Genomic DNA, 19,709 nt, shown 5'->3' with positions numbered 1-19,709 from the left:
CCCGCCTGCGCGGCGGTGCTCCTCAGCCGCGGTGCAGAGCGGGCAGGATGTGCTGGACCATGAGCGGTGCGAGGCGCGCGCCGGTGCCGGGGGCGGAGACGGGCACCCAGCGGTGGCCCTCCAGCTCGGCCCGCACCTCGAGAGGATCGGGCAGCGCACGGCGCGTGACCCAGACCGTGGAGTGCACCGTCGTGGCCGGCTCGTTGGCGGCGACGGCCTCGAAGTCGCCCAGCAGCTGCAGATCGTCACGGGCGAGGTCCACGCCCAGCTCCTCCTGCACCTCGCGCACCGCCGCCTCCCGCGCACCTTCGCCGGGTTCCAGCTTCCCGCCCACCTGCATGTACGATCCCGTGCCGCGCTTGCGCACGGCGAGCACCTCGGTGCCGTCAGGGCCCTCCCGCAGGAAGCACACCGCGGAGATCCTCAGCACGTCACCGCGCGGGGAGAGGCTGCGCTGGTGCTCCGATGCCTCCGCGCAGCCCGCCAGGCGCCGCAGCCGGCGGATACCGCCGCGGAGTCCCTCGGGCCGCATCCCGGCCTGCCTCCAGCGGGCCAGGTCGGACCTCTGCTGGCGGGCCAGCGCCCATCCTCGCCGGATCAGCGTGTGCGGGGCCTTGCGACGCTCGCGCAGATCCCGTGCCAGGCGCAGCGCGAACACGATCGGCGCGGGGCGGTGGAGCACGATCGCGTCGGCCAGCAGGCCCGCGGCCGCGAGCGGTGCGATCAGCTCCGCCGCGAAGATCCCCTCGGCGATGATCAGCGGGGCGTCGCCCGCCTCGAGGCGTCGCACGCCCTGCCGACGGGAGGCGGAGATCGAGTAGATCGGGACCTCGCCCGCCCCGTCGTGCGCCATCGCCGTGAGCGCCTCGAGCGCCGCCCCGGCGTCCCAGGAGGCGGGATCGTCCCAGTCCACGATCCCGAAACGGCGGGGGAGACCCGGGGCGTCGAGGTCGCGGTAGAACTCGTCCAGCGGCAGCACGGGCAGCCCGGACCTCTGCGAGAGCAGTCCCTTGCCGCTGCCGGAGGGACCGGCCAGGAGGACGACGCGACGGGGCGGGCGAGGGCGGGAGGCGGGGACGGTCACAGGGGGTGATTCTAGGCGCGGCGGGGACCGAGCGCGCGCCCGCCGCGGCCCGGCGCCGGCTGCGGGAGGAAGCTCTGCGCCGGGAACCGGCGGATGCCCGACCGTGCGGGGAGGGGACGGAGGATCGTGATCCGATCGTCGCCGCACCGGATGCGGAGGACAGGTGGTCTCTGCCAAGATCTCCGCATGACCCACATCGACAACGAGGCGCTCGCCCGACTCATCGACCACACCCTGCTCAAGCCGGAGGCCACGGCTGCGGACGTCACCGCGCTGCTGCGCGAGGCCGAGGAGCTGGGCACCTACTCCGTCTGCGTCTCACCCTCCATGCTGCCTCTCGAGACCACCGTCAAGGTCGCCACCGTGTGCGGCTTCCCCTCGGGGCAGCACGCCCCCGCGATCAAGGCCGCCGAGGCCGCCGACTCCGCCGCCAAGGGGGCCGACGAGATCGACATGGTGCTGAACGTGGGCCTGGCGCGGGCGGGGGAGTTCGCCGCCGTCGAGGAGGAGATCCGGGCCGTGCGCGAGGCGGCGCCGGCGCCTGTGGTGCTCAAGGTCATCATCGAGTCCGCCGCGCTGGACGACGAGCAGATCGTCGGCGTCTGCGAGGCGGCCGAGCGCGCGGGCGCAGACTTCGTGAAGACCTCCACCGGCTTCCATCCCGCCGGGGGAGCCTCCGAGCACGCCGTGCAGCTCATGCGCGCGACCGTCGGCGACCGTCTCGGGGTGAAGGCCTCCGGCGGCATCCGCACCCGCGAGGCGGCCGAGACGATGGTCGCCGCTGGCGCCAGCCGTCTGGGACTGTCCTCGTCGAAGGCGATCCTCGAACGCGGCACCGGCACCGGGTACTGACCGTGCCCGCGCGATCCTGCCCTCGAGTCCCCGCGCCCCGGCCCGTCGCCCTGGTGCTCGCGGCCGTCATCGTCCTCGCCCAGCTGGTCCTCGGCGCCGCGAGCCCGGCCGGCGCCTGCGCCTGCGGTGCGTTCGTCGATCCCGAGGACGAGCGCACGGGCGCGACGGTGCTGCGGGAGACCGCGGTGCTCTCCCTGCGCGACGGCGTCCAGACCCTCGTCATGGGGCTCGAGCTGGACGCCGAGCGCACCGGCTCCACGCTGCTCATGCCGACCCCGTCCGTGCCGGAGGTGAGCGCCGCCGAGTCCGACAGCCTGCGGGAGGCGGCAGCCGCGACCGCTCCGCGCGAGGAGATCGAGTACGACCTCTGGGGGGAGGGGCCCTTCCGCTCCGGGGACAGGACCGTCGGCGCCGCGGGCCAGGAGCCGAGCGACGCAGCGGTGACCGTCCACGAGCAGGAGCGGATCGGGGACTACGAGGTCGCTGTGCTCGGCGGGGAGGCCGAGCCCGTCCGCACCTGGCTCGCCGAGAACGGGTACGAGCTGGCCGAGCGGGTCTCGGCGCTGATCGACCCCTACGCCGAGGACGGGTGGACCTTCACCGCCGTCCGCTACGCGAGCGACGCCGTGCTGAGCGGTGACCTCGAGCCGCTGCGGCTCGACTTCGCGACCGACGAGCTGGTCTACCCGATGCGCTTCTCGCAGGCGGCGTCGTCCTCGCAGACGGTGCACCTGTTCGTGCTCGGCGAGGAGCCGATGCGTCGGTCCGACGACTCCGCCGCGGGGCAGCAGATCCAGCGCCCGTGGATCGCGGACCCCACCGCGCACGACTGGTCCTGGTCCGATGCCGTGCTGCGGGAGATGGTCGGCGAGGACCTCGCGCAGGACCAGGACGCGAGCTCGCGGACCGAGCGTCAGGGGGTGGTCACCGAGTTCGAGATCCGGGGCGAGCCGGAGTCCTTCACCTCCGACTTCACCTTCGCCGCGGATCCCGGGACCGAGCACGTGGTGCCGACCACCACCACGACCCAGCTCGTCCAGGTGGCGGGGATACCGATCGGGTACCTCCTGGTGCTCGGCGGGATCGTCGCGATGGCGGCCGTGGTGATCGGCGCGGTCGCGATCGCCGCCGTGGCCGTCGGACACCGACGGACCCGCGCCTGACCTCCCGGAGCGCTCCGGCCCCCGCGATCTCCCGGATCTCCCGGACCTCCCGGACGGCTCCGATCACGGGGTCCCGCATCGCACCGACCCGGCTCCTCACGCCTGCCCGAGCACCGTCCGCAGCTCGTCCTCCAGCGCTTCCAGGCGTTCGCCGGCGCGGCGGCGGACAGCGCCGATCTCCTCCTCGGACGCTCCCTCGGGCACTGCCTCGACCACCTCGAGATAGCACTTCAGCTTCGGCTCGGTGCCCGAGGGGCGCACCACCACGCGGGTGTCGTCCTCGCTCAGCAGCAGCATCCCCTCGGTGGGGGGCAGGCCGGTGGTCTCCACCGAGCCCTCGGAGAGGTCCCGGGTCTCCGCGACCGCGGAGCCGAGCAGCGTGCCGGGCGGCGTCGCGCGCAGCCGCCGCATCATCGCGGGGATGAGCGAGAGGTCCTCGACCCGGAGCGACAGCTGGGAGGTCGAGAAGAGTCCGTGCGCCCGCGCGAGCTCGTCGAGCCGTCCGACCAGGCTCGTGCCCTCGGCCTTCGCCAGCGCCGCCATCTCTGCGACCATCAGCGCCGCGGAGAGGCCGTCCTTGTCCCGCACGACCTCGGGCAGCACGCAGTAGCCGATGGCCTCCTCGTAGCCGAAGGCGATGCCCGGCGCGCGCGAGATCCACTTGAAGCCGGTCAGCGTCGACGCCGCCTCGAGCCCGGCATGCTCCGCGAGGCGTCCCAGCCAGCGACTCGAGACGATCGAGCGGGCCAGCACGCCCCGGTAGCCGTGGCGGCGCACCAGGTGGTCGCCGAGCAGCACCCCCAGCTCGTCGCCGGTGAGCATCCGCCAGTCGCCCTGATGGGGGTCCAGCACCGCGGCGGCGCAGCGGTCCGCATCGGGGTCGTTGGCGATCACGACGTCGGCCGCGAGGGTGCGCGCCAGCTCGAGCGCCAGATCGATCGCGCCCGGCTCCTCGGGATTGGGGAAGGCGACCGTGGGGAAGTCCGGATCCGGGTCCGCCTGCTTGGCCACCGGATGCACCTCCGCGAAGCCGGTGCGATGCAGTGCCGCCAGCGCGATCTCGGTGCCGACCCCGTGCATCGCGGTGTGGACGATGCGCACGTCCCGCGGTCCGTCGAGATCCGGGAGGGCGCAGATCGCCTCGAGGTAGTGCTCGCGCAGCTGCTCGCCGAGCAGCTCCCAGCCGGTCTCCGCGACCGGGATCCTGCGCACCGGGCCGACGGCGGCGATCCGGGCGGCGATCCGTGCATCCGCGGGGGGCACGATCTGCACGCCGCGACCGTCGCTCTCGGCGGCGCGCCCGCCGAGGTAGACCTTGTAGCCGTTGTCCGCGGGCGGGTTGTGGGAGGCGGTGACCACGATCCCGGCGTCGGCCTGCAGATGGCGCACGCCGAAGGCGACCAGCGGGGTGGGGCCGTGGCGCTCCAGCAGGGCCACACGACAGCCCGCGGCGGTCATGATCGCCGCGGATCGGTGCGCGAAGTCCTGCGAGCCGTACCGGGCGTCGTAGCCGATCACGACCAGGGGCTCGGAGAGCCCGAGGTCGCCCAGCAGATGGTCGGCCAGACCGCGCGCGGCGCGGGAGACCACGGCGAGGTTCATCCGGTTCGGTCCCGGTGCCATGCGCCCGCGCAGACCGGCGGTCCCGAACTGGAGGTCCGCCGCGAACGAGTCCGCGAGCTCCTCGAGCGCGGGCCCGCTGCCCGCCTCGGCCTGTTCCAGCAGGCTCTCCAGCGCGGCGCGGGAGGCGGGATCGGGGTCGTCCAGGAGCCAGGCCTCGGCCCGGGCCCGCAGCGCGGCGTCGACGCTCATGCCGGCCCGCCGCCCTCGGGCGAGCTCTCGGCGCGGGAGCCGGGGCCGTCCGCGGTCCCGCCCGTGAGGCGGCGCACCGTCTCGGCGAGCAGACGGGAGATGCGGGGCCCGGCCTCGCGGCCCGCCTCGAGCACCTCCTGGTGGCTGAGCGCATCGCCGCTGATGCCCGCGGCCAGGTTCGTCACCAGGGAGATCCCCAGCAGGTCCATGCCGGCCTCGCGCGCGGCGATCGCCTCGAGCGCGGTGGACATGCCCACCAGGTGCGCCCCCATCACCGTCGCCATCTGCACCTCGGCGGGCGTCTCGTAGGTGGGGCCGGAGAACTGCATGTACACGCCCTCGTCGAGGCTCGGGTCGACCTCGTGGGCGATCTCGCGCAGCGCGGGGGTGTAGAGGTCGGTGAGGTCCACGAAGTTCGCGCCCACCAGCGGGGTGGCGCCGGTGAAGTTGATCTGGTCGCGGATCAGCACCGGGGTGCCCGGCACCCAGGAGGGGTCGATGCCGCCGCAGCCGTTGGTCAGCACCATGGTGCGGGCCCCGGTCGCGGCCGCCGCCCGCACTCCGTGCACCACGGCGTCCACCCCGGCGCCCTCGTAGAAGTGGGTGCGGGCGCCGAGCACGAGCGCGCGCGCCCCGGTGCCCTCGACGCGGACCGAACGCAGCGTGCCCACGTGTCCGGCGACGGCGGGCGGCCGGAACCCGGGGACCGTGGTGGCGTCGGCCTGCCAGACGGTCTCGCCCAGCAGGTCCGCCGCGCCGGCCCACCCCGAGCCGAGCACCAGGGCCAGATCATGGGCGGGGACGCCGCTGGCCTCGGCGATCCCGGCGGCGGCGTCACGGGCGAGCTGGTACGGATCGGGTGCGGAAGCAGTCATGGTCAGAAGGTAGCGCAGAGAGGACAGCGGCGCAGTCCGGACGGGCGGTGCGGGCAGGACGGAACCGGCCCCTGACCGCGTCGTCTTTGCCACAATGGGACCGTGACCGACCCCAGCACCGCCCTCCCTCCGGATCCTCGACGACTCACCAGCGCCGGTGAGCGGCCGCGGGTGGTGATCGTGGGGGGCGGGCCCGGCGGCTACGAGGCGGCGCTCACCGCCGCCCGACACGGAGCGGAGACGGTGCTCATCGAGGAGCGGGGCATCGGCGGGGCGGCCGTGATCACCGACGTCGTCCCCTCCAAGACCCTCATCGCCACCGCTGACGTCCTCGACCTCGTGGCCGGATCGCAGCGGCTGGGCATCCGCGACGCCGACAACGGCACCGCGCCCACCGCGAACACGCTCAACGTCGACCTGGCCTCCGTGAACCGGCGCGTGCGCGAGCTCGCCGCCGCCCAGTCCGTGGACATCCGCGCCAGCCTCGAGGGGGCCGGGGTGCGGGTCGTCGACGGCCGCGGTCGCCTCGACGGCCCGGATCGCGTCGAGGTGCTCGACGCGGCAGGGGAGGGGGGAGAGGTCCTCGAGGCGGACGTGGTGCTGCTGTCCGTCGGTGCCCGACCCCGCGAGCTGGAGGGTGCTCCCTGCGACGGGGAGAGGATCCTGAACTGGACCCAGCTCTACGACCTCGAGCGACTGCCCGAGCACCTGATCGTCGTCGGCTCGGGGGTGACCGGTGCCGAGTTCGCGAGCGCCTACCGGGCGCTCGGCTGCGAGGTCACCCTGGTCTCCTCGCGGGAGAAGGTGCTGCCGGGCACCGATGCGGATGCCGCCGACGTGCTCGAGCACGCCTTCGCCCGCCGTGGCGTCACCGTCCGCTCCCGCTCGCGCGCCGCGACCGCGCGCCGCACCGCGGACGGGGTGGTCGTCACCCTCACCTCCGGGGAGGAGATCGCCGGCAGCCACGTGCTGATGGCCCTCGGCGGGATCCCCTGGACCGCGGACCTCGGCCTGGCGACGGCCGGTGTGCGGGTGCGGGAGACCGGGCACATCGAGACCGACCGCGTCTCCCGCACCTCGGTGCGGGGGATCTACGCCGCCGGGGACTGCACCGGGGTGTATCCGCTGGCCTCGGTCGCGGCGATGCAGGGACGGATCGCCATGCACCACGCCCTCGGCGACGCGGTCTCCCCGCTGATCTCCGCCCAGGTCTCCTCCGCGATCTTCACCAGCCCGGAGATCGCGGTGGTCGGCGTCAGCGAGCAGGAGGTGCGGGACGGGGAGGCGGCCGGGGAGGTGCTCGTGCTGGGCCTGGACACCAACCCTCGGGCGAAGATGCAGGGCATCACCGAGGGGTTCGTGAAGCTCATCGTGCGACCCGGGTCGCACACCGTGCTCGGCGCGGTGGTGGTCGCTCCGCGCGCCAGCGAGCTGATCCTGCCCTACACCCTCGCCGTCGCCCACCGGCTCACGGCCGAGCAGGTCGCCGGGACGTTCACGGTGTATCCCTCGCTCACGGGCTCTCTCGCCGAGGTGGCTCGCAAGCGCCTGCTCGACGACGCCCAGCGCTGAGGCCCCGCCTCACCCGCCCTCGCCGAGCTCCCGTCCCCTCGAGCTCCTCCATCTCTCGAGCTCCTCCATCCCTCGAGCTCCTCGGACGTCGGGGTCCTGGAGAGGGGCGCGCGAGCCCCCGGGATCTCGGTCGCAGGTGGTCAGTCCTCGATGCTGCAGAGGACGGCGCCGGCGGAGACGGTCGCCCCGATCTCGGCGTTCAGTCCCTTGACCACCCCGGAGCGGTGCGCGGTGATGGGCTGCTCCATCTTCATGGCCTCGAGCACCACCAGCAGGTCGCCGTCGGCCACCGACTGGCCCTCCTCGGCGACCACCTTCACGATCGTGCCCTGCATGGGGGCGGAGACGCTGTTGCCGCCGGCCGCGGAGCCGTCGCCGGTCCCGCGGTGCTCGCGCTTGCGCCGCTGGCGCACCGCGGCCTGCGGCGCCCGCAGGGACGCGGGCAGGCTGATCTCGACCCGACGGCCGTCGACCTCGACCACGACGGCCTCGCGGTCCTCGGGCTCCTCGGGCTGTGCAGGCAGCGGGGCGGCCGGCAGATCGTTGTCGAACTCGGTCTCGATCCAGCGGGTGTGCACGGAGAAGGCCTGCTCGGGATCCTCGGGGGCGAAGGCCGGGTCCTCGACCACGCGGGCGTGGAAGGGCAGCACCGTCGGGATCCCGTCGATCCGGAACTCCGCGAGCGCGCGTCGGGAGCGCTCGAGCGCCTGCTGCCGGGTGGCGCCGGTGACCACGAGCTTGGCGAGCATCGAGTCGAAGGCTCCCGAGACCTCGTCCCCGGCGCGGACCCCGGACTCGATCCGCACGCCCGGGCCCGAGGGCACGTCGTAGCGCTGGATCCGGCCCGGGGCGGGCATGAAGCCGCGGCCGGGGTCCTCGCCGTTGATGCGGAACTCGAAGGAGTGGCCGCGCACCACGGGGTCCTCGCCGCTGATCCGCTCACCGGCCGCGATCCGCAGCTGCTCGCGCACCAGGTCCACCCCGGCGACCTCCTCGGTCACCGGGTGCTCGACCTGCAGGCGGGTGTTGACCTCGAGGAAGGAGACCGTGCCGTCGGCGCCCACCAGGAACTCGCAGGTCCCGGCGCCCACGTAGCCGGCCTCTCGCAGGATCGCCTTCGAGGAGGAGATCAGCTGGGCGTTCTGCTGATCGGTGAGGAAGGGGGCGGGCGCCTCCTCGACCAGCTTCTGGTGGCGGCGCTGCAGCGAGCAGTCACGGGTGGAGACCACCTGGACGTTGCCGTGCGCATCGGCCAGGCACTGGGTCTCGACGTGGCGGGGGGAGTCGAGGTAGCGCTCGACGAAGCACTCGCCGCGGCCGAAGGCGGCCGTCGCCTCGCGCACCGCCGAGTCGAACAGCTCGCGCACCTCGGACTCCTCGCGGGCGACCTTGAGCCCGCGTCCGCCGCCGCCGAAGGCCGCCTTGATGGCGATCGGCAGGCCGTGCTCGCGGGCGAAGTCGACGACCTCGTCGGAGTTCTGGACCGGATCCTTGGTGCCGGGGGCGAGCGGCGCTCCCGCCTTCTGCGCGATGTGGCGGGCCGAGACCTTGTCGCCCAGCTTCTCGATCGCGGAGGGCGAGGGCCCGATCCAGGTCAGGCCCGCGTCGATGACGGCCTGGGCGAAGTCGGCGCGCTCGGAGAGGAAGCCGTAGCCGGGGTGGATCGCGTCGGCGCCGGAGCGGTGGGCGATGTCCAGGATCTTGTCGACCACCAGGTAGGAGCCGGCGGCGGTGGTGCCGCCCAGGGCGTAGGCGTCGTCGGCGATCTGCGTGTGCAGGGCGTCCCGGTCGGGATCGGCGTACACGGCGACCGAACGCAGCCCGGCGTCCCGGCAGGCCCGTGCGACTCGCACCGCGATCTCCCCACGGTTGGCGATCAGCACCGTGGACAGGGGGCGGGGCTTGGAGGAGCGTGCGGGCATCGGCGAGGGTTCCTTCCGGGAGTCAGCAGAGGCCGAGTCTAGTACCGATCGGCTCGGCCGTCGGCAGGCCTCGCCGTGGCATCGACGGTGCCGGTGAGGACCGTCTCCTCCCACAGCTCGTGCACGCCCAGGCCGATCTCGCCCAGCATCCTGCGCAGCAGCGGCAGGGAGAGGCCGACGACGGCGTGGGGGTCGCCCTCGACCCGCTCGACGAACGGGCCGGCCAGCCCGTCGATGGTGAAGCCGCCGGCCACGCCGAGGGGTTCTCCGGTGGCGACGTAGGCGTCGATCTCCTCGTCGGAGAGATCGGCGAAGGCGATCGCGCAGCTCGAGGTCGCGCCGAAGGTCGCGCCGGTGCCCCCGTCCTCGCCGTCGCGGTCGTCGACCAGCCAGTGCCCGGAGTGCAGCACGGCGGTGCGGCCGCGCATCGCCCTCCATCGCGACCGGGCGCGCTCGGCGGTGCGAGGCTTGCCGATCGCCTCGCCGTCCAGCTCGAGCATCGAGTCGCAGCCCAGCACCACGTAGCCGCCGGCGCTGCGGAGGGTCGCCGTGAGGGCCTTCTCCCGGGCCAGCAGCAGCACCTCTTCCGCGACGGTGAGCGGGGCGGCGGTCGTGGACGCGGCGGCGACCCCGTCGGCGCGATCCCTGTCGGCGCGATCCCTGTCGGCGGGGGCGTCGGGGATCCCGTGGGCGGGGTCCGCGGCGGCCTGCTCGCGCGCGCGGGCGAGGATCGCGTCCTCGTCGAGGTCGACCGGCAGCGTCGAGTGCTCGATGCGGGCGGCCCGCAGCGTCGCGCGGCGGCCCGCGGAGGCGGAGGCGAGCAGGAGAAGCGGGTCGTGCCCCTGGTCGTGGCCGGGAGCTGCCTGGGCGTGGTCCCCAGGGAGGGAGGGAGTGGTCATCGCAGTGCCTCCTCGAGGACGGACAGCGGCAGGCCGCCCAGCTCCAGCGCGCGGCGGTGGAAGTCGCGGGCCGGGGTGCCGGCGGCCTCGCTGTCCGCGCGCAGACGCTCCCACACCCGTTGGCCGATCTTGTAGGAGGGAGCCTGGCCCGGCCAGCCCAGGTACCGGTTCAGCTCGAAGCGGCGCTCGGCCTCGGTGACACCCCAGTGGGCGGTCATGAAGTCCCAGGCCCTGTCGTAGGTCCAGGCGCCGCCGGCGGACCCCGCGAGCCCCTCGGGCATCGCCAGGCCGCAGTGCAGACCGATGTCCAGCACCACGCGTCCGGCGCGCAGGCGCTGGGCGTCGAGCATCCCCAGCCGGTCGCCGTCGTCGGCGAGGTGCCCGAGCTGGTCCATGAGCCGTTCCGCGTACAGCGCCCAGCCCTCGCCGTGCCCGGAGACCCAGCACATCATCGCCCGCCAGCGGTTCAGCGCGGAGGCCTGCAGGGTCTGGATGCCCACCTGGAGATGATGGCCGGGCACGCCCTCGTGGTAGACGGTGGTGGTCTCCAGCCAGGTGTGGAACTCGGTGGTCCCGGCGGGCACGTCCCACCACATCCGTCCCGGACGGCTGAGGTCCTCGCTCGGGCCGGTGTAGTAGATGCCGCCGGAGCCGGTGCGGGCGATCCTGCACTCGAGGCGCCGGAGCGGCTCCGGGATGTCGAAGTGGGTGCCTGCGAGATCCTCGACCGCGCGGTCCGAGAGCTGCTGCATCCATGCCTGCAGCGCGTCGGTGCCGTGCAGCACGCGGGCGGGATCGCCGGTGAGAGCCTGCTTCGCCGCGTCGACCGAGCGGCCTGCGTCGTTGCCGGCCGCGTCGTTGATCCGTGCGGCGACCTCCTCCTGCTCGGAGACCACCGAGCGCAGCTCCTCGACGCCCCAGGCATAGGTCTCGTCGATGTCGATCCCGGTGCCCAGGAAGGTGCGGGAGGCCAGCGCGTAGGCATCGCGCCCCACGGCATCCTGCTCGGGGGCCCGAGGAGCGAGCGCCTCGAGCTGATCGGCGAGGTCCAGATAGCCGCGGGCGGCCGTGCGCGCGGCCTCACCGACCCGGGCGCGCTGGGCCTCGTCGCCCACGGCGTCGCGGGCGAAGGCCGTGAAGAAGCCGTCCTCGGCGGCGAAGCCGCGGGCCTGCTCCGCCCCCAGCAGCAGCTGCCGACGGGCGGAGACCACCCCGTGCTCGGCCGCCTCGTGCAGGGACTCGACCCAGCTGCTCAGCGTGTGCGGCATCGCGGCCATGCGCTCGGCGATGACCTGCCAGTCCTCGGCGGTGTCCGTGGGCATCTGGTCGAGGACGTCGCGGGACTGCAGGGGAGAGGCGAGGTTGTTGACCGCGGCGACGTCCAGCCGCTGCTCGGCGCGCTCGATCTCGAGGCCCAGGCGCTCGGACAGCGCGGCGCGGGTGACGGTGTCCGCGGCATCCTCGTCGGGGACCTCGGAGGCACGTGCCAGCAGGTCCCGGGCGGCGTCGGTGCGCTCGGCCACGGCGGCGGGGGAGAAGTCGGTGACCTCGTGGTCGTGGCCGGGCACGCCGAGGGCGGTGGCGAGGTACGGGTCCAGGCGCACGCTGAGCTCGACGTACTCGTCGGCGAGCCGGTCCAGGGAGGTCGCGGTCCGGGCGGGGACGGGAGGGGAGGCGTCAGAGGTCTCGGACATGCCGCGCAGTCTATGCGGCGGGCGCCGCCTCAGCGGTCGGAGAACTGCCAGGCGGTGGTCGAGGCGAGGGCCCGCAGCCCGTGCGCGCGGGGATGGCAGTGCACGGGATCGTTCCAGGCGCCGGCCCCGGCGCCGCGGCCCTCGGCGAGCATCCGCTCCTCGGCCTCGAGGCGGCTGGTGACGCTCATCGCGGAGACCACCACCGCGATCGCGGCGAGCTCGTCGTCGCGCAGGTAGCCCTGCACGAGACGGACGTCGGAGGGGCGCACCGGCTGGTCCTCGGCGCGGCGGGCCTCGCTCACAGCGGGATGTTCCCGTGCTTCTTGGTGGGCAGGGTGTCCCGCTTGGTACGCAGGGCGCGCAGGGCGCGGGCGACCTCGAGGCGTGTCTCTGCCGGGCGGATCACGCCGTCGATCCAGCCCCGCTCCGCCGCGGTGTACGGGGTCGCGAACTGCTCCTCGTACTCGGCCTCGAAGCGGGCGCGCTCGGCGTCGACGTCCCCGCCCTCCTCGGCGGCCTTCCGGAGCTCGCCGCGGTGGAGGATGTTCACCGCGCCCTGCGAGCCCATCACCGCGATCTGGGCGGTGGGCCAGGCGAGGTTGATGTCCGCACCGAGCTCCTTGGAGCCCATCACGATGTACGCGCCGCCGTAGGCCTTGCGGGCGATCACGGTGATCAGCGGGACGGTCGCCTCGGCATAGGCGTACAGCAGCTTCGCGCCGCGGCGGATGATCCCGCCGTACTCCTGATCGGTGCCGGGCAGGAACCCGGGCACGTCCACGAAGGTGAGCACGGGGATGTTGTTCGCGTCGCACAGCCGCACGAAGCGGGCCGCCTTCTCCGAGGCGTCGATGTCCAGGGTGCCCGCCAGATGGGAGGGCTGGTTGGCGATGATGCCCACGCTGTAGCCCTCGACCCGTCCGAAGCCCACCACCACGTTGCGTGCGAACAGCGGCTGGACCTCGAGGAACTCCTCGTCGTCGAGGACGGCGCGCAGCACGGTGAGCATGTCGTAGGGCTGGTTGGGGGAGTCCGGGACCAGGGTGTCCAGCGCCGTGTCCGCGGGGGTGAGGTCCTCCTCGAAGCGCACCGGGAACGAGGGGGCGGGGCTGAGGGTGTTCGCCGGGAGGTAGCTCAGCAGGTCCTTGACGTACTCGATGGCGTCGGCCTCGTCGGGCGCCATGTAGTGCGCGACGCCGGAGCGGGAGGTGTGGGTGCGGGCGCCGCCGAGCTCCTCGAAGCCGACGTCCTCCCCGGTCACCGTGCGGATCACGTCCGGACCGGTGATGAACATGTGGGAGGTCTTCTCGACCATCACGATGATGTCCGTCAGCGCCGGCGAGTAGACGGCGCCGCCGGCGGCCGGGCCCATGATCAGGGAGATCTGCGGGATCACGCCGGAGGCACGGGTGTTGCGGCGGAAGATCCCGGCGAACATCGCGAGGGAGGCCACGCCCTCCTGGATGCGGGCGCCGCCCCCGTCGAGGATGCCGATGATCGGCACCCCGGTGCGCAGGGCGAGGTCCTGGATCTTCTGGATCTTGCGGCCGTGCGCCTCGCCGAGGGAGCCGCCGAAGACGGTGAAGTCCTGGGAGTAGACGCACACCTGCCGGCCGTCGACGGTGCCGTACCCGGTGACGATGCCGTCCCCGTCGGGGCGCTTGCGGTCGATCCCGAAGCTGCGGGCCTGATGGCGCACGAAGCGGTCGGTCTCCACGAAGGAGCCGTCGTCCAGCAGGTCGGTGATCCGCTCCCGCGCCGTCTTCTTGCCGCGGGCGTGCTGCTTCTGGACCGCCAGCTCGTCCGCCGCGGAGACCGCGGCGCCGTCGCGCTCGCGCAGGTCCTCGAGTCGCTGGGCGGTGGTGAGCGGCCGCGGGGCGTCGGTCACGGAGCCTCCTGCTGCGGCCTGCGCGGCCGCCATCTGTTCCGTCGGATGGACACCGGGATACTACGCTACGCACGTCCGACGGCGGCCGCTCCCGCCCCCTGGACGGCACCGTCGGTCGCGGCAGGTCGACGGGCGACGGGGAACGATCGGCGAGGCACGACGGGAGATGGCATGGACCAGGCGGGGACGGCACGGGAGCCGGACGCGGTGACGGGGATCTCCCCGGGCGATCCCGCGACGGCGGACGCCGCGGCGAGGATCCACCGCCTGGGCACGATCGCCTCCACCCAGGACGAGGCGACGCGTCTCCTGGCCGCGGGGGAGGTCCCGCCCTTCGCGGTGACCGCCCGCCGGCAGACCGCGGGACGCGGTCGCCTCGGTCGCACGTTCTCGAGCCCCGAGGGATCGAGCCTCGCCCTCACCGCCGTGCATCGCACCGCCCTGCCCCCGGACCGTCGGGGCTGGTTCCCGCTCGCCGCCGGCCTGGCGGCGGTCACGGCGCTCGAGGAGCTGTTCGGGCAGGAGCCCGGACGGGGCACGAGGATCGGGCTGAAGTGGCCCAACGACCTGCATGCCGAGGACGGCCGAAAGCTCGGCGGGATCCTGGCCGAGGCCCGCGGGAGGGACCTCGTCCTGCTCGGCATCGGGATGAACCTGCGCGCCCCGGTGGGTGAGGACGACGGTGAGGTGGTCCCCGGCGCGGCCTGGCTGCGGGGGGAGGGCGGACTGCGCTCCACCGCGAACGCTCCCGACGGCCGGGCGCTGCGCGAGCGGCTCGAGGGCGCACTGCACGCCGCGCTGCGCGAGGAGCTGGGCCGTCTCGAGTCCGCCCAGGGAGACGGGGTCTCGGCGGGGACCCACGGGCGCTACACTATGACGTGCCTCACACTCGGGCAGGCGGTGCGCGTCGACCCTCTCGGGGAGACGGGCGCAGGGGGAGTCCATCCTCCCTCCCTGCACGGGATCGCCCGGACGATCGACGGGCACGGTCGGCTGGTCGTCGACCTCGAAGGAGGCGACCGGACGGCGGTGGACGTCGGCGACGTGAGGCATCTGCGGCCGGACGGAGCGTCCGGACCCACCACCCACGAGGCGACGGACGTCGAGGAGGAGCGCGGCACGTGACCGGAGGCATGGAAGACCTGGAGCGACCCGCGGACCTGTCGGGGACCGCTCCGTCGGACGACCCGTCGGCGTCGCAGGGGCCCGTCCCGAGGGAGACCGCGGAGCTGCCCGACCTCTCGCAGGACGCCGCAGAGCCCGCCTCGCTGGGCGATGCCGAGATCCTCGACCTGAACCGGCGCTTCGCCGCGGTGCGACGCAGCGTCGGCGCGCTCGAGAAGGTGCTGCTGCAGGGCCCGCGGAAGTACTCCCGCCGGGACCTCGCCCAGCAGCAGGAGATCCCCGAGCGGCTCACCTCCGTCTACTGGCGCTCCCTCGGCTTCACCCCGGTGGACGAGGACACGGTCGTGTTCACGGACGAGGACGCCTACGCGATCGGGGACCTCGCCGCGATCGTCGAGGAGGGGACGATCAGCGAGCGCGCCTTCGCGAGCATCTCCCGCGGCATGGGCTTCCACATGGGGCGCCTGGCGATGTGGATCACCGAGGCGCTGGTGGACGAGGCGAAGCACGCCGGCGGGCTCGACGACTCCGAGGCCCGCCAGCAGATGCTCGACACCGTCCCCGAGCTTCTCGAGATCTTCGAGTCCCAGGTCATGTTCACCTTCCGGCGCCAGCTGGCCGCGTACGCCGCGCGCGCCGGCAGCGAGGTGCTGCACCGCGACACCGACGAGCTGTTCCCGCTCCAGCGCGCCGTCGGCTTCGCGGACCTGGTGCAGTTCACCCGACTCGCCCAGGACATGCCCGGCACCGAGCTGGCGGACATGGTGGGGCGCTTCGAGTCGCTCAGCCGCGATGTCATCTCCGTCGGCGGCGGGCGCGTGGTCAAGACCGTGGGGGACGAGATCATGTTCCTCGCCGACACGCCCGAGGACGGCGCCCAGATCGCGGTGAGCCTCGCCGAGACCATCACCGAGTCCACCGACCTGCCGCCGGTGCGGGTGGGACTGGCCTGGGGGTCGATGTTCTCCCGCTACGGGGACGTGTTCGGCCCCACGGTCAACCTCGCCGCGCGGATGGAGTCCGTGGCCAGGCCCGGCACGGTGGTCGTCGACGGGGACACCGCCGATGCGGTCGCGCAGGCGCTGCCCGGCGGCTTCACCCTCGCCGGGGGCGAGGAGGTCGAGCTGCACGGCATCGGCACCGTCCGCGTCCACGAGATGCTCCGCGACCGCTCCGCGCCGCTGGACATGGGGCTGTGACCACGGGACCCGGCGCCCCGGCCACGAGATCTGGCACGGGATCTGCCCTGGGCGCCGCGGCCGTGGCCACGCCGGTGAGCACCGGGTCCCGGCACGGACGCCGCCGAGCTGTTTCGATGGGGGCGGGCCCCGCCGCATCCCGGCTCCGGGCCGCCCCTGTCGCCGACGTCATAGGATGGACCGCGTGACACGACTGCTTCTCGTCGAGGACGACTCGGCCATCGCTGAACCTCTCTCCCGTGCGCTCGACCGCGAGGGGTACACCGTCATGCGCGCCTCGCGCGGGATGGACGCGCTCGCGATCGCCGCCGGACCGGAGCCGATCGACCTGGTCATCCTGGATCTGGGCCTGCCCGACCTGGACGGTCTCGAAGTCGCTCGCCGCCTGCGCAAAGGCGGTCTGGAGTCCCCGATCCTGATCCTCACGGCGCGGGCCGACGAGGTCGACGCGGTGGTCGGGCTCGACGCAGGGGCCGACGACTACGTCACCAAGCCGTTCCGTCTCGGCGAGCTGCAGGCGCGGATCCGCGCGCTGATGCGGCGCTCCCAGGCGATGGAGGAGTCCGGGGACAGCTACGACGTCAACGGCGTCACCCTCGACGTCTCCGCCCGCCGCGCCTACGCTGACGGCGAGGAGCTGAGCCTCTCCGCCAAGGAGTACGACCTGCTCACCGTGCTGGTGCGCGAATCCGGCAGCGTGGTCACCCGCGACGACCTGATGCGCGAGGTGTGGGGCGCCGAGTGGTGGGGGTCCACCAAGACCCTCGACATGCACATCTCCTGGCTGCGCCGGAAGCTCGGCGACGATGCGACGGACCCGCGCCGGATCACCACGGTGAGGGGAGTGGGCTTCCGCTTCGAGACCGGCGCGGAGAGCTGACCCGTGCGGCAGCGCGTGCTGCAGGCCACCATCATCACCGTGCTGCTGGCCGTGCTCATGCTCGGCATCCCGCTGGGCTTTTCGTGGCTGAACCTCACCCGCCAGACCGTGTTCAACCAGGGGAACACGATTCTCGACCAGGTGCGTGTGGACACCGAGACCCGGCTCCAGGAGGGCGGCGAGATCGACGAGGCGCTCCTGCAACGTCGGGTCGACGAGCAGACGGATCTGAACATCACCGTCACGGTCATCTACGAGGACGTCGTGTACCGCGCCGGCGACCCGCCCGGAGAGGGCGGCGTGACGACCAATACCAACGGTGCGCTCGGGCAGTCCGTCTCCGTATACATCCCGGCCTCCGACGTGCGCGCCCACACCGCGAGCGCCTGGGTGCTGATCATCGTCGCCGGTCTCGCCGCGCTGTCGATCGGCGTCTCGGTCGCGCTGTGGCAGGCGCAGCGCATCTCCATGCCGCTGGCCCGGCTCAGCAGGCGCGCCGAGGAGATGGGCTCGGGCCGCTCCCGCGGTCCCTGGCAGCCCTCCGGCATCGCGGAGATCGACGACGTGGCCGAGGAGCTCGCCCGCTCCGGTGCGATGCTCAACGAGCGGCTGGAGGCGGAGAGCCGCCTCGCCTCCGACGCCTCCCACCAGCTGCGCACCCCGCTCACCGCGCTGTCCATGCGCCTGGACGAGATCCTCGCGACCAGCTCCGAGGAGTGGGTGCGTGAGGAGGCCCGCATCTCCCTCGAGCAGATCGACCGTCTCACCGAGGTCGTCCACGACCTCATCAACGCCCCCCGTGCCTCGCAGCTGCGCACCCCGGGCGTCGTCGAGCTGCGCAGCGTGCTCACGCAGCAGAGCGAGGAGTGGTCCCCGGCCTACCGCCGCTCGGGGCGCGAGCTGCAGGTGCAGGTGCCGCGCAGCGCCGCGGTGTGGGGCTCGACCGGACCGCTCACCCAGGTCGTCGCGACCCTCGTCGAGAACGCGCTCGCCCACGGCGGCGGCCGCACCACGGTCAAGGTGCGGCGCAACGACCATTCCACGGTCATCGAGGTCTCCGACGAGGGCTCGGGCATCGACCCCGAGCTCGGGGCCCGCATCTTCGAGCGCTCCGTCTCGGGCCGCAGCTCGCGCGGCACCGGTGTGGGCCTGGCGCTGGCCCGCACCCTGGTCGAGGACGATGGCGGCCGGCTCGAGCTGCTCACCGAGAGCCCCGCCACCTTCGGCGTGTTCCTGATCTCCGCCCCCGGCGACGAGGGACCCGACGAGGAGGGGACCGAGGGGCACGGCCGACGAGGCGCGAGGGCGCACCGCGAGGGCCGTGCAGGGCGGCGCGGCCGCGCAGGGCGTGGGACCCGTGCGGACATGACGCCGAGCGGCGTCCAGGGCGCACGCTCCGGCGGCGACGACCTCGACGCCCTTCCCCAGGGGTCCGTGGTGCGGCGTCGCCCGCGCTCCCGCACCTGACCTCGTACACTGGCCGCCGTGCCCGAGACCTCGCCCGCCGCGCCCCCGCCCCTTCCGTCCCGCCCCGTCGCGACGAGCCCGGATCGAGGGGCCCCCGACCGAGGGGCGCGCCCCGGCGAGGACGGTCGCTCCGCACGCCGGGTGGGCATCATCGGCGCCGGGCAGCTGGCCCGGATGATGCTCGGCCCGGCCATCGAGCTGGGGCTGACCGCACCGGTCCTCGCCACCGACCCCGCCGAGAGCGCCGCCGACGTCGCCGCCCGGGTGCGGATCGGCCGTCACGACGACGAGCAGGCGGTGCGCGGCATCGCGGACGAGGTCGAGGTCCTCACCTTCGACCACGAGCACGTGCCCGCCGCGATCCTCGAGGCCATCGATCGCGACGGTCTCGCCGCGGTGCGCCCCGGACCTGCGGCGCTCGTGCACGCCCAGGACAAGCTCGTCATGCGCGAACGGCTCACCGCGCTCGGACATCCCTGCCCGCGCTGGTGGCGGATCGGTGTCGCCGAGGATCTCGCCGCGGCGATCGCGGAGGTCGAGGGCCCTGTGGTGGTCAAGACCCCGCGCGGCGGCTACGACGCCCACGGGGTCCGGATCGTCGAGAGCGCCGGGCAGGCGCAGGACTGGCTCGATGCCCACGGCGAGCTGCTCGCCGAGGAGCTCGTGCCCTTCACTCGCGAGCTCTCCGCGCAGGTCGCGCGGCGTCCCGGGGGCGAGGCGGTCGCCTATCCCGTGGTGCAGTCCGTGCAGAAGGACGGCGTCTGCTACGAGGTCGTCGCCCCTGCGCCCGGACTCGACGCCGCCGCACAGCAGCGGATCCAGTCGCTCGCGCTCGCGATCGCCGAGGACCTCGACGTCACCGGCATGCTGGCGGTCGAGCTGTTCGAGACCGAGGACGGGGAGATCAGCGTCAACGAGCTCGCCATGCGCCCGCACAACACGGGGCACTGGTCCATGGACGGGGCGGTGACCGGCCAGTTCGAGCAGCATCTGCGCGCGGTCGCCGACCTCCCGCTGGGATCCACGGCCCCGCTGGCCCCGGTCTCCGTGATGGTGAACCTCCTCGGCGGCACCGCCGCGGACCTCGATCCCGGCGCACGGGCCGCGCTCGCCGGGGACCCCGCGGTGAAGATCCACCTCTACGGCAAGTCCGTGCGCCCCGGCCGCAAGATCGGCCACGTCACCGTGGTCGGCGACGACGCCGCGGAACTCCTCGAGCGCGCCCACCGCGCCGAGCGCCTGATCATCGACGGGCCCGACGGGGCCTGACCTCGCCG

Annotated in this window: 16 protein-coding genes; 8 read left to right on the top strand and 8 right to left on the bottom strand. The window is 73.7% G+C overall.

The annotated features are described in order from the left end of the window. Window positions 1–22: 22 nt before the first annotated feature. On the bottom strand, window positions 23–1,084 hold the full coding sequence (locus tag ACT3SP_RS13640) for an NUDIX domain-containing protein (RefSeq protein WP_444587843.1): 1,062 nt from the start codon (window positions 1,082–1,084) through the stop codon (window positions 23–25). Between the two features lie 186 nt (window positions 1,085–1,270). On the opposite strand from ACT3SP_RS13640, the gene deoC reads away from it, so the two are divergent. Continuing rightward, a complete protein-coding gene (deoC, locus tag ACT3SP_RS13635; protein WP_444587842.1) occupies window positions 1,271–1,936 on the top strand; it encodes a deoxyribose-phosphate aldolase in 666 nt (221 codons plus the stop codon). Window positions 1,937–1,938: 2 nt separating this feature from the next. Then, entirely contained in the window at window positions 1,939–3,099 is a 1,161-nt protein-coding gene (locus ACT3SP_RS13630) for a DUF2330 domain-containing protein (RefSeq protein WP_444587841.1), read from the top strand. Between the two features lie 96 nt (window positions 3,100–3,195). Here the strand turns inward: ACT3SP_RS13630 and ACT3SP_RS13625 are convergent, their stop codons facing one another. Continuing rightward, window positions 3,196–4,911, bottom strand: a complete 1,716-nt coding sequence (locus ACT3SP_RS13625; protein ID WP_444587840.1) for a phospho-sugar mutase — start codon at window positions 4,909–4,911, stop codon at window positions 3,196–3,198. Further along, a complete protein-coding gene (locus ACT3SP_RS13620; RefSeq protein ID WP_444587839.1) occupies window positions 4,908–5,786 on the bottom strand; it encodes a purine-nucleoside phosphorylase in 879 nt (292 codons plus the stop codon). Before ACT3SP_RS13620 ends, ACT3SP_RS13625 begins: the two co-directional genes overlap by 4 nt. 102 nt (window positions 5,787–5,888) lie before the next feature. Here ACT3SP_RS13620 and ACT3SP_RS13615 point away from each other — a divergent pair, with 102 nt between their 5' ends. Further along, window positions 5,889–7,358 (top strand): NAD(P)H-quinone dehydrogenase, encoded by a 1,470-nt coding sequence (locus tag ACT3SP_RS13615; RefSeq protein WP_444587838.1) that lies wholly within the window; start codon window positions 5,889–5,891, stop codon window positions 7,356–7,358. A 140-nt stretch (window positions 7,359–7,498) separates the two neighbouring features. Here the strand turns inward: ACT3SP_RS13615 and ACT3SP_RS13610 are convergent, their stop codons facing one another. Genes ACT3SP_RS13610 through ACT3SP_RS13590 form a run of 5 tightly spaced genes read right to left on the bottom strand, consistent with a single transcriptional unit; the run spans window position 7,499 to window position 13,761 of the window. Beyond that, entirely contained in the window at window positions 7,499–9,280 is a 1,782-nt protein-coding gene (locus ACT3SP_RS13610) for an acetyl/propionyl/methylcrotonyl-CoA carboxylase subunit alpha (protein ID WP_444587837.1), read from the bottom strand. Window positions 9,281–9,318: 38 nt separating this feature from the next. Further along, window positions 9,319–10,179 (bottom strand): Maf family protein, encoded by an 861-nt coding sequence (locus tag ACT3SP_RS13605; RefSeq protein WP_444587836.1) that lies wholly within the window; start codon window positions 10,177–10,179, stop codon window positions 9,319–9,321. Further along, window positions 10,176–11,873 carry a DUF885 domain-containing protein gene (locus tag ACT3SP_RS13600; RefSeq protein WP_444587835.1) on the bottom strand — a complete coding sequence of 566 codons (1,698 nt, stop codon included), beginning with the start codon at window positions 11,871–11,873 and terminating at the stop codon, window positions 10,176–10,178. Before ACT3SP_RS13600 ends, ACT3SP_RS13605 begins: the two co-directional genes overlap by 4 nt. 29 nt (window positions 11,874–11,902) lie before the next feature. Next, a complete protein-coding gene (locus ACT3SP_RS13595) occupies window positions 11,903–12,175 on the bottom strand; it encodes a hypothetical protein (RefSeq protein ID WP_444587834.1) in 273 nt (90 codons plus the stop codon). Then, window positions 12,172–13,761 (bottom strand): acyl-CoA carboxylase subunit beta, encoded by a 1,590-nt coding sequence (locus ACT3SP_RS13590; RefSeq protein ID WP_444587833.1) that lies wholly within the window; start codon window positions 13,759–13,761, stop codon window positions 12,172–12,174. Before ACT3SP_RS13590 ends, ACT3SP_RS13595 begins: the two co-directional genes overlap by 4 nt. A 171-nt stretch (window positions 13,762–13,932) precedes the next feature. Here ACT3SP_RS13590 and ACT3SP_RS13585 point away from each other — a divergent pair, with 171 nt between their 5' ends. The 5 genes from ACT3SP_RS13585 (at window position 13,933) to ACT3SP_RS13565 (ending at window position 19,701) form a co-directional block, all read left to right on the top strand. Beyond that, window positions 13,933–14,886 carry a biotin--[acetyl-CoA-carboxylase] ligase gene (locus ACT3SP_RS13585; protein WP_444587832.1) on the top strand — a complete coding sequence of 318 codons (954 nt, stop codon included), beginning with the start codon at window positions 13,933–13,935 and terminating at the stop codon, window positions 14,884–14,886. 8 nt (window positions 14,887–14,894) lie between these two features. Next, window positions 14,895–16,085 (top strand): adenylate/guanylate cyclase domain-containing protein, encoded by a 1,191-nt coding sequence (locus ACT3SP_RS13580; RefSeq protein ID WP_444587831.1) that lies wholly within the window; start codon window positions 14,895–14,897, stop codon window positions 16,083–16,085. 184 nt (window positions 16,086–16,269) lie between these two features. After that, complete coding sequence (locus ACT3SP_RS13575; protein ID WP_444587830.1) at window positions 16,270–16,965, top strand: response regulator transcription factor; 696 nt, start codon at window positions 16,270–16,272, stop codon at window positions 16,963–16,965. Window positions 16,966–16,968: 3 nt separating this feature from the next. Further along, window positions 16,969–18,432 (top strand): ATP-binding protein, encoded by a 1,464-nt coding sequence (locus ACT3SP_RS13570; protein WP_444587829.1) that lies wholly within the window; start codon window positions 16,969–16,971, stop codon window positions 18,430–18,432. Between the two features lie 174 nt (window positions 18,433–18,606). Continuing rightward, a complete protein-coding gene (locus ACT3SP_RS13565) occupies window positions 18,607–19,701 on the top strand; it encodes a 5-(carboxyamino)imidazole ribonucleotide synthase (protein WP_444587857.1) in 1,095 nt (364 codons plus the stop codon). The last annotated feature ends 8 nt before the right edge of the window (window positions 19,702–19,709 follow it).

Source organism: Brachybacterium sp. AOP43-C2-M15 (assembly GCF_052446295.1).
Taxonomy (GTDB): domain Bacteria; phylum Actinomycetota; class Actinomycetes; order Actinomycetales; family Dermabacteraceae; genus Brachybacterium.
This window is presented reverse-complemented; position numbering and strand designations above follow the sequence as displayed.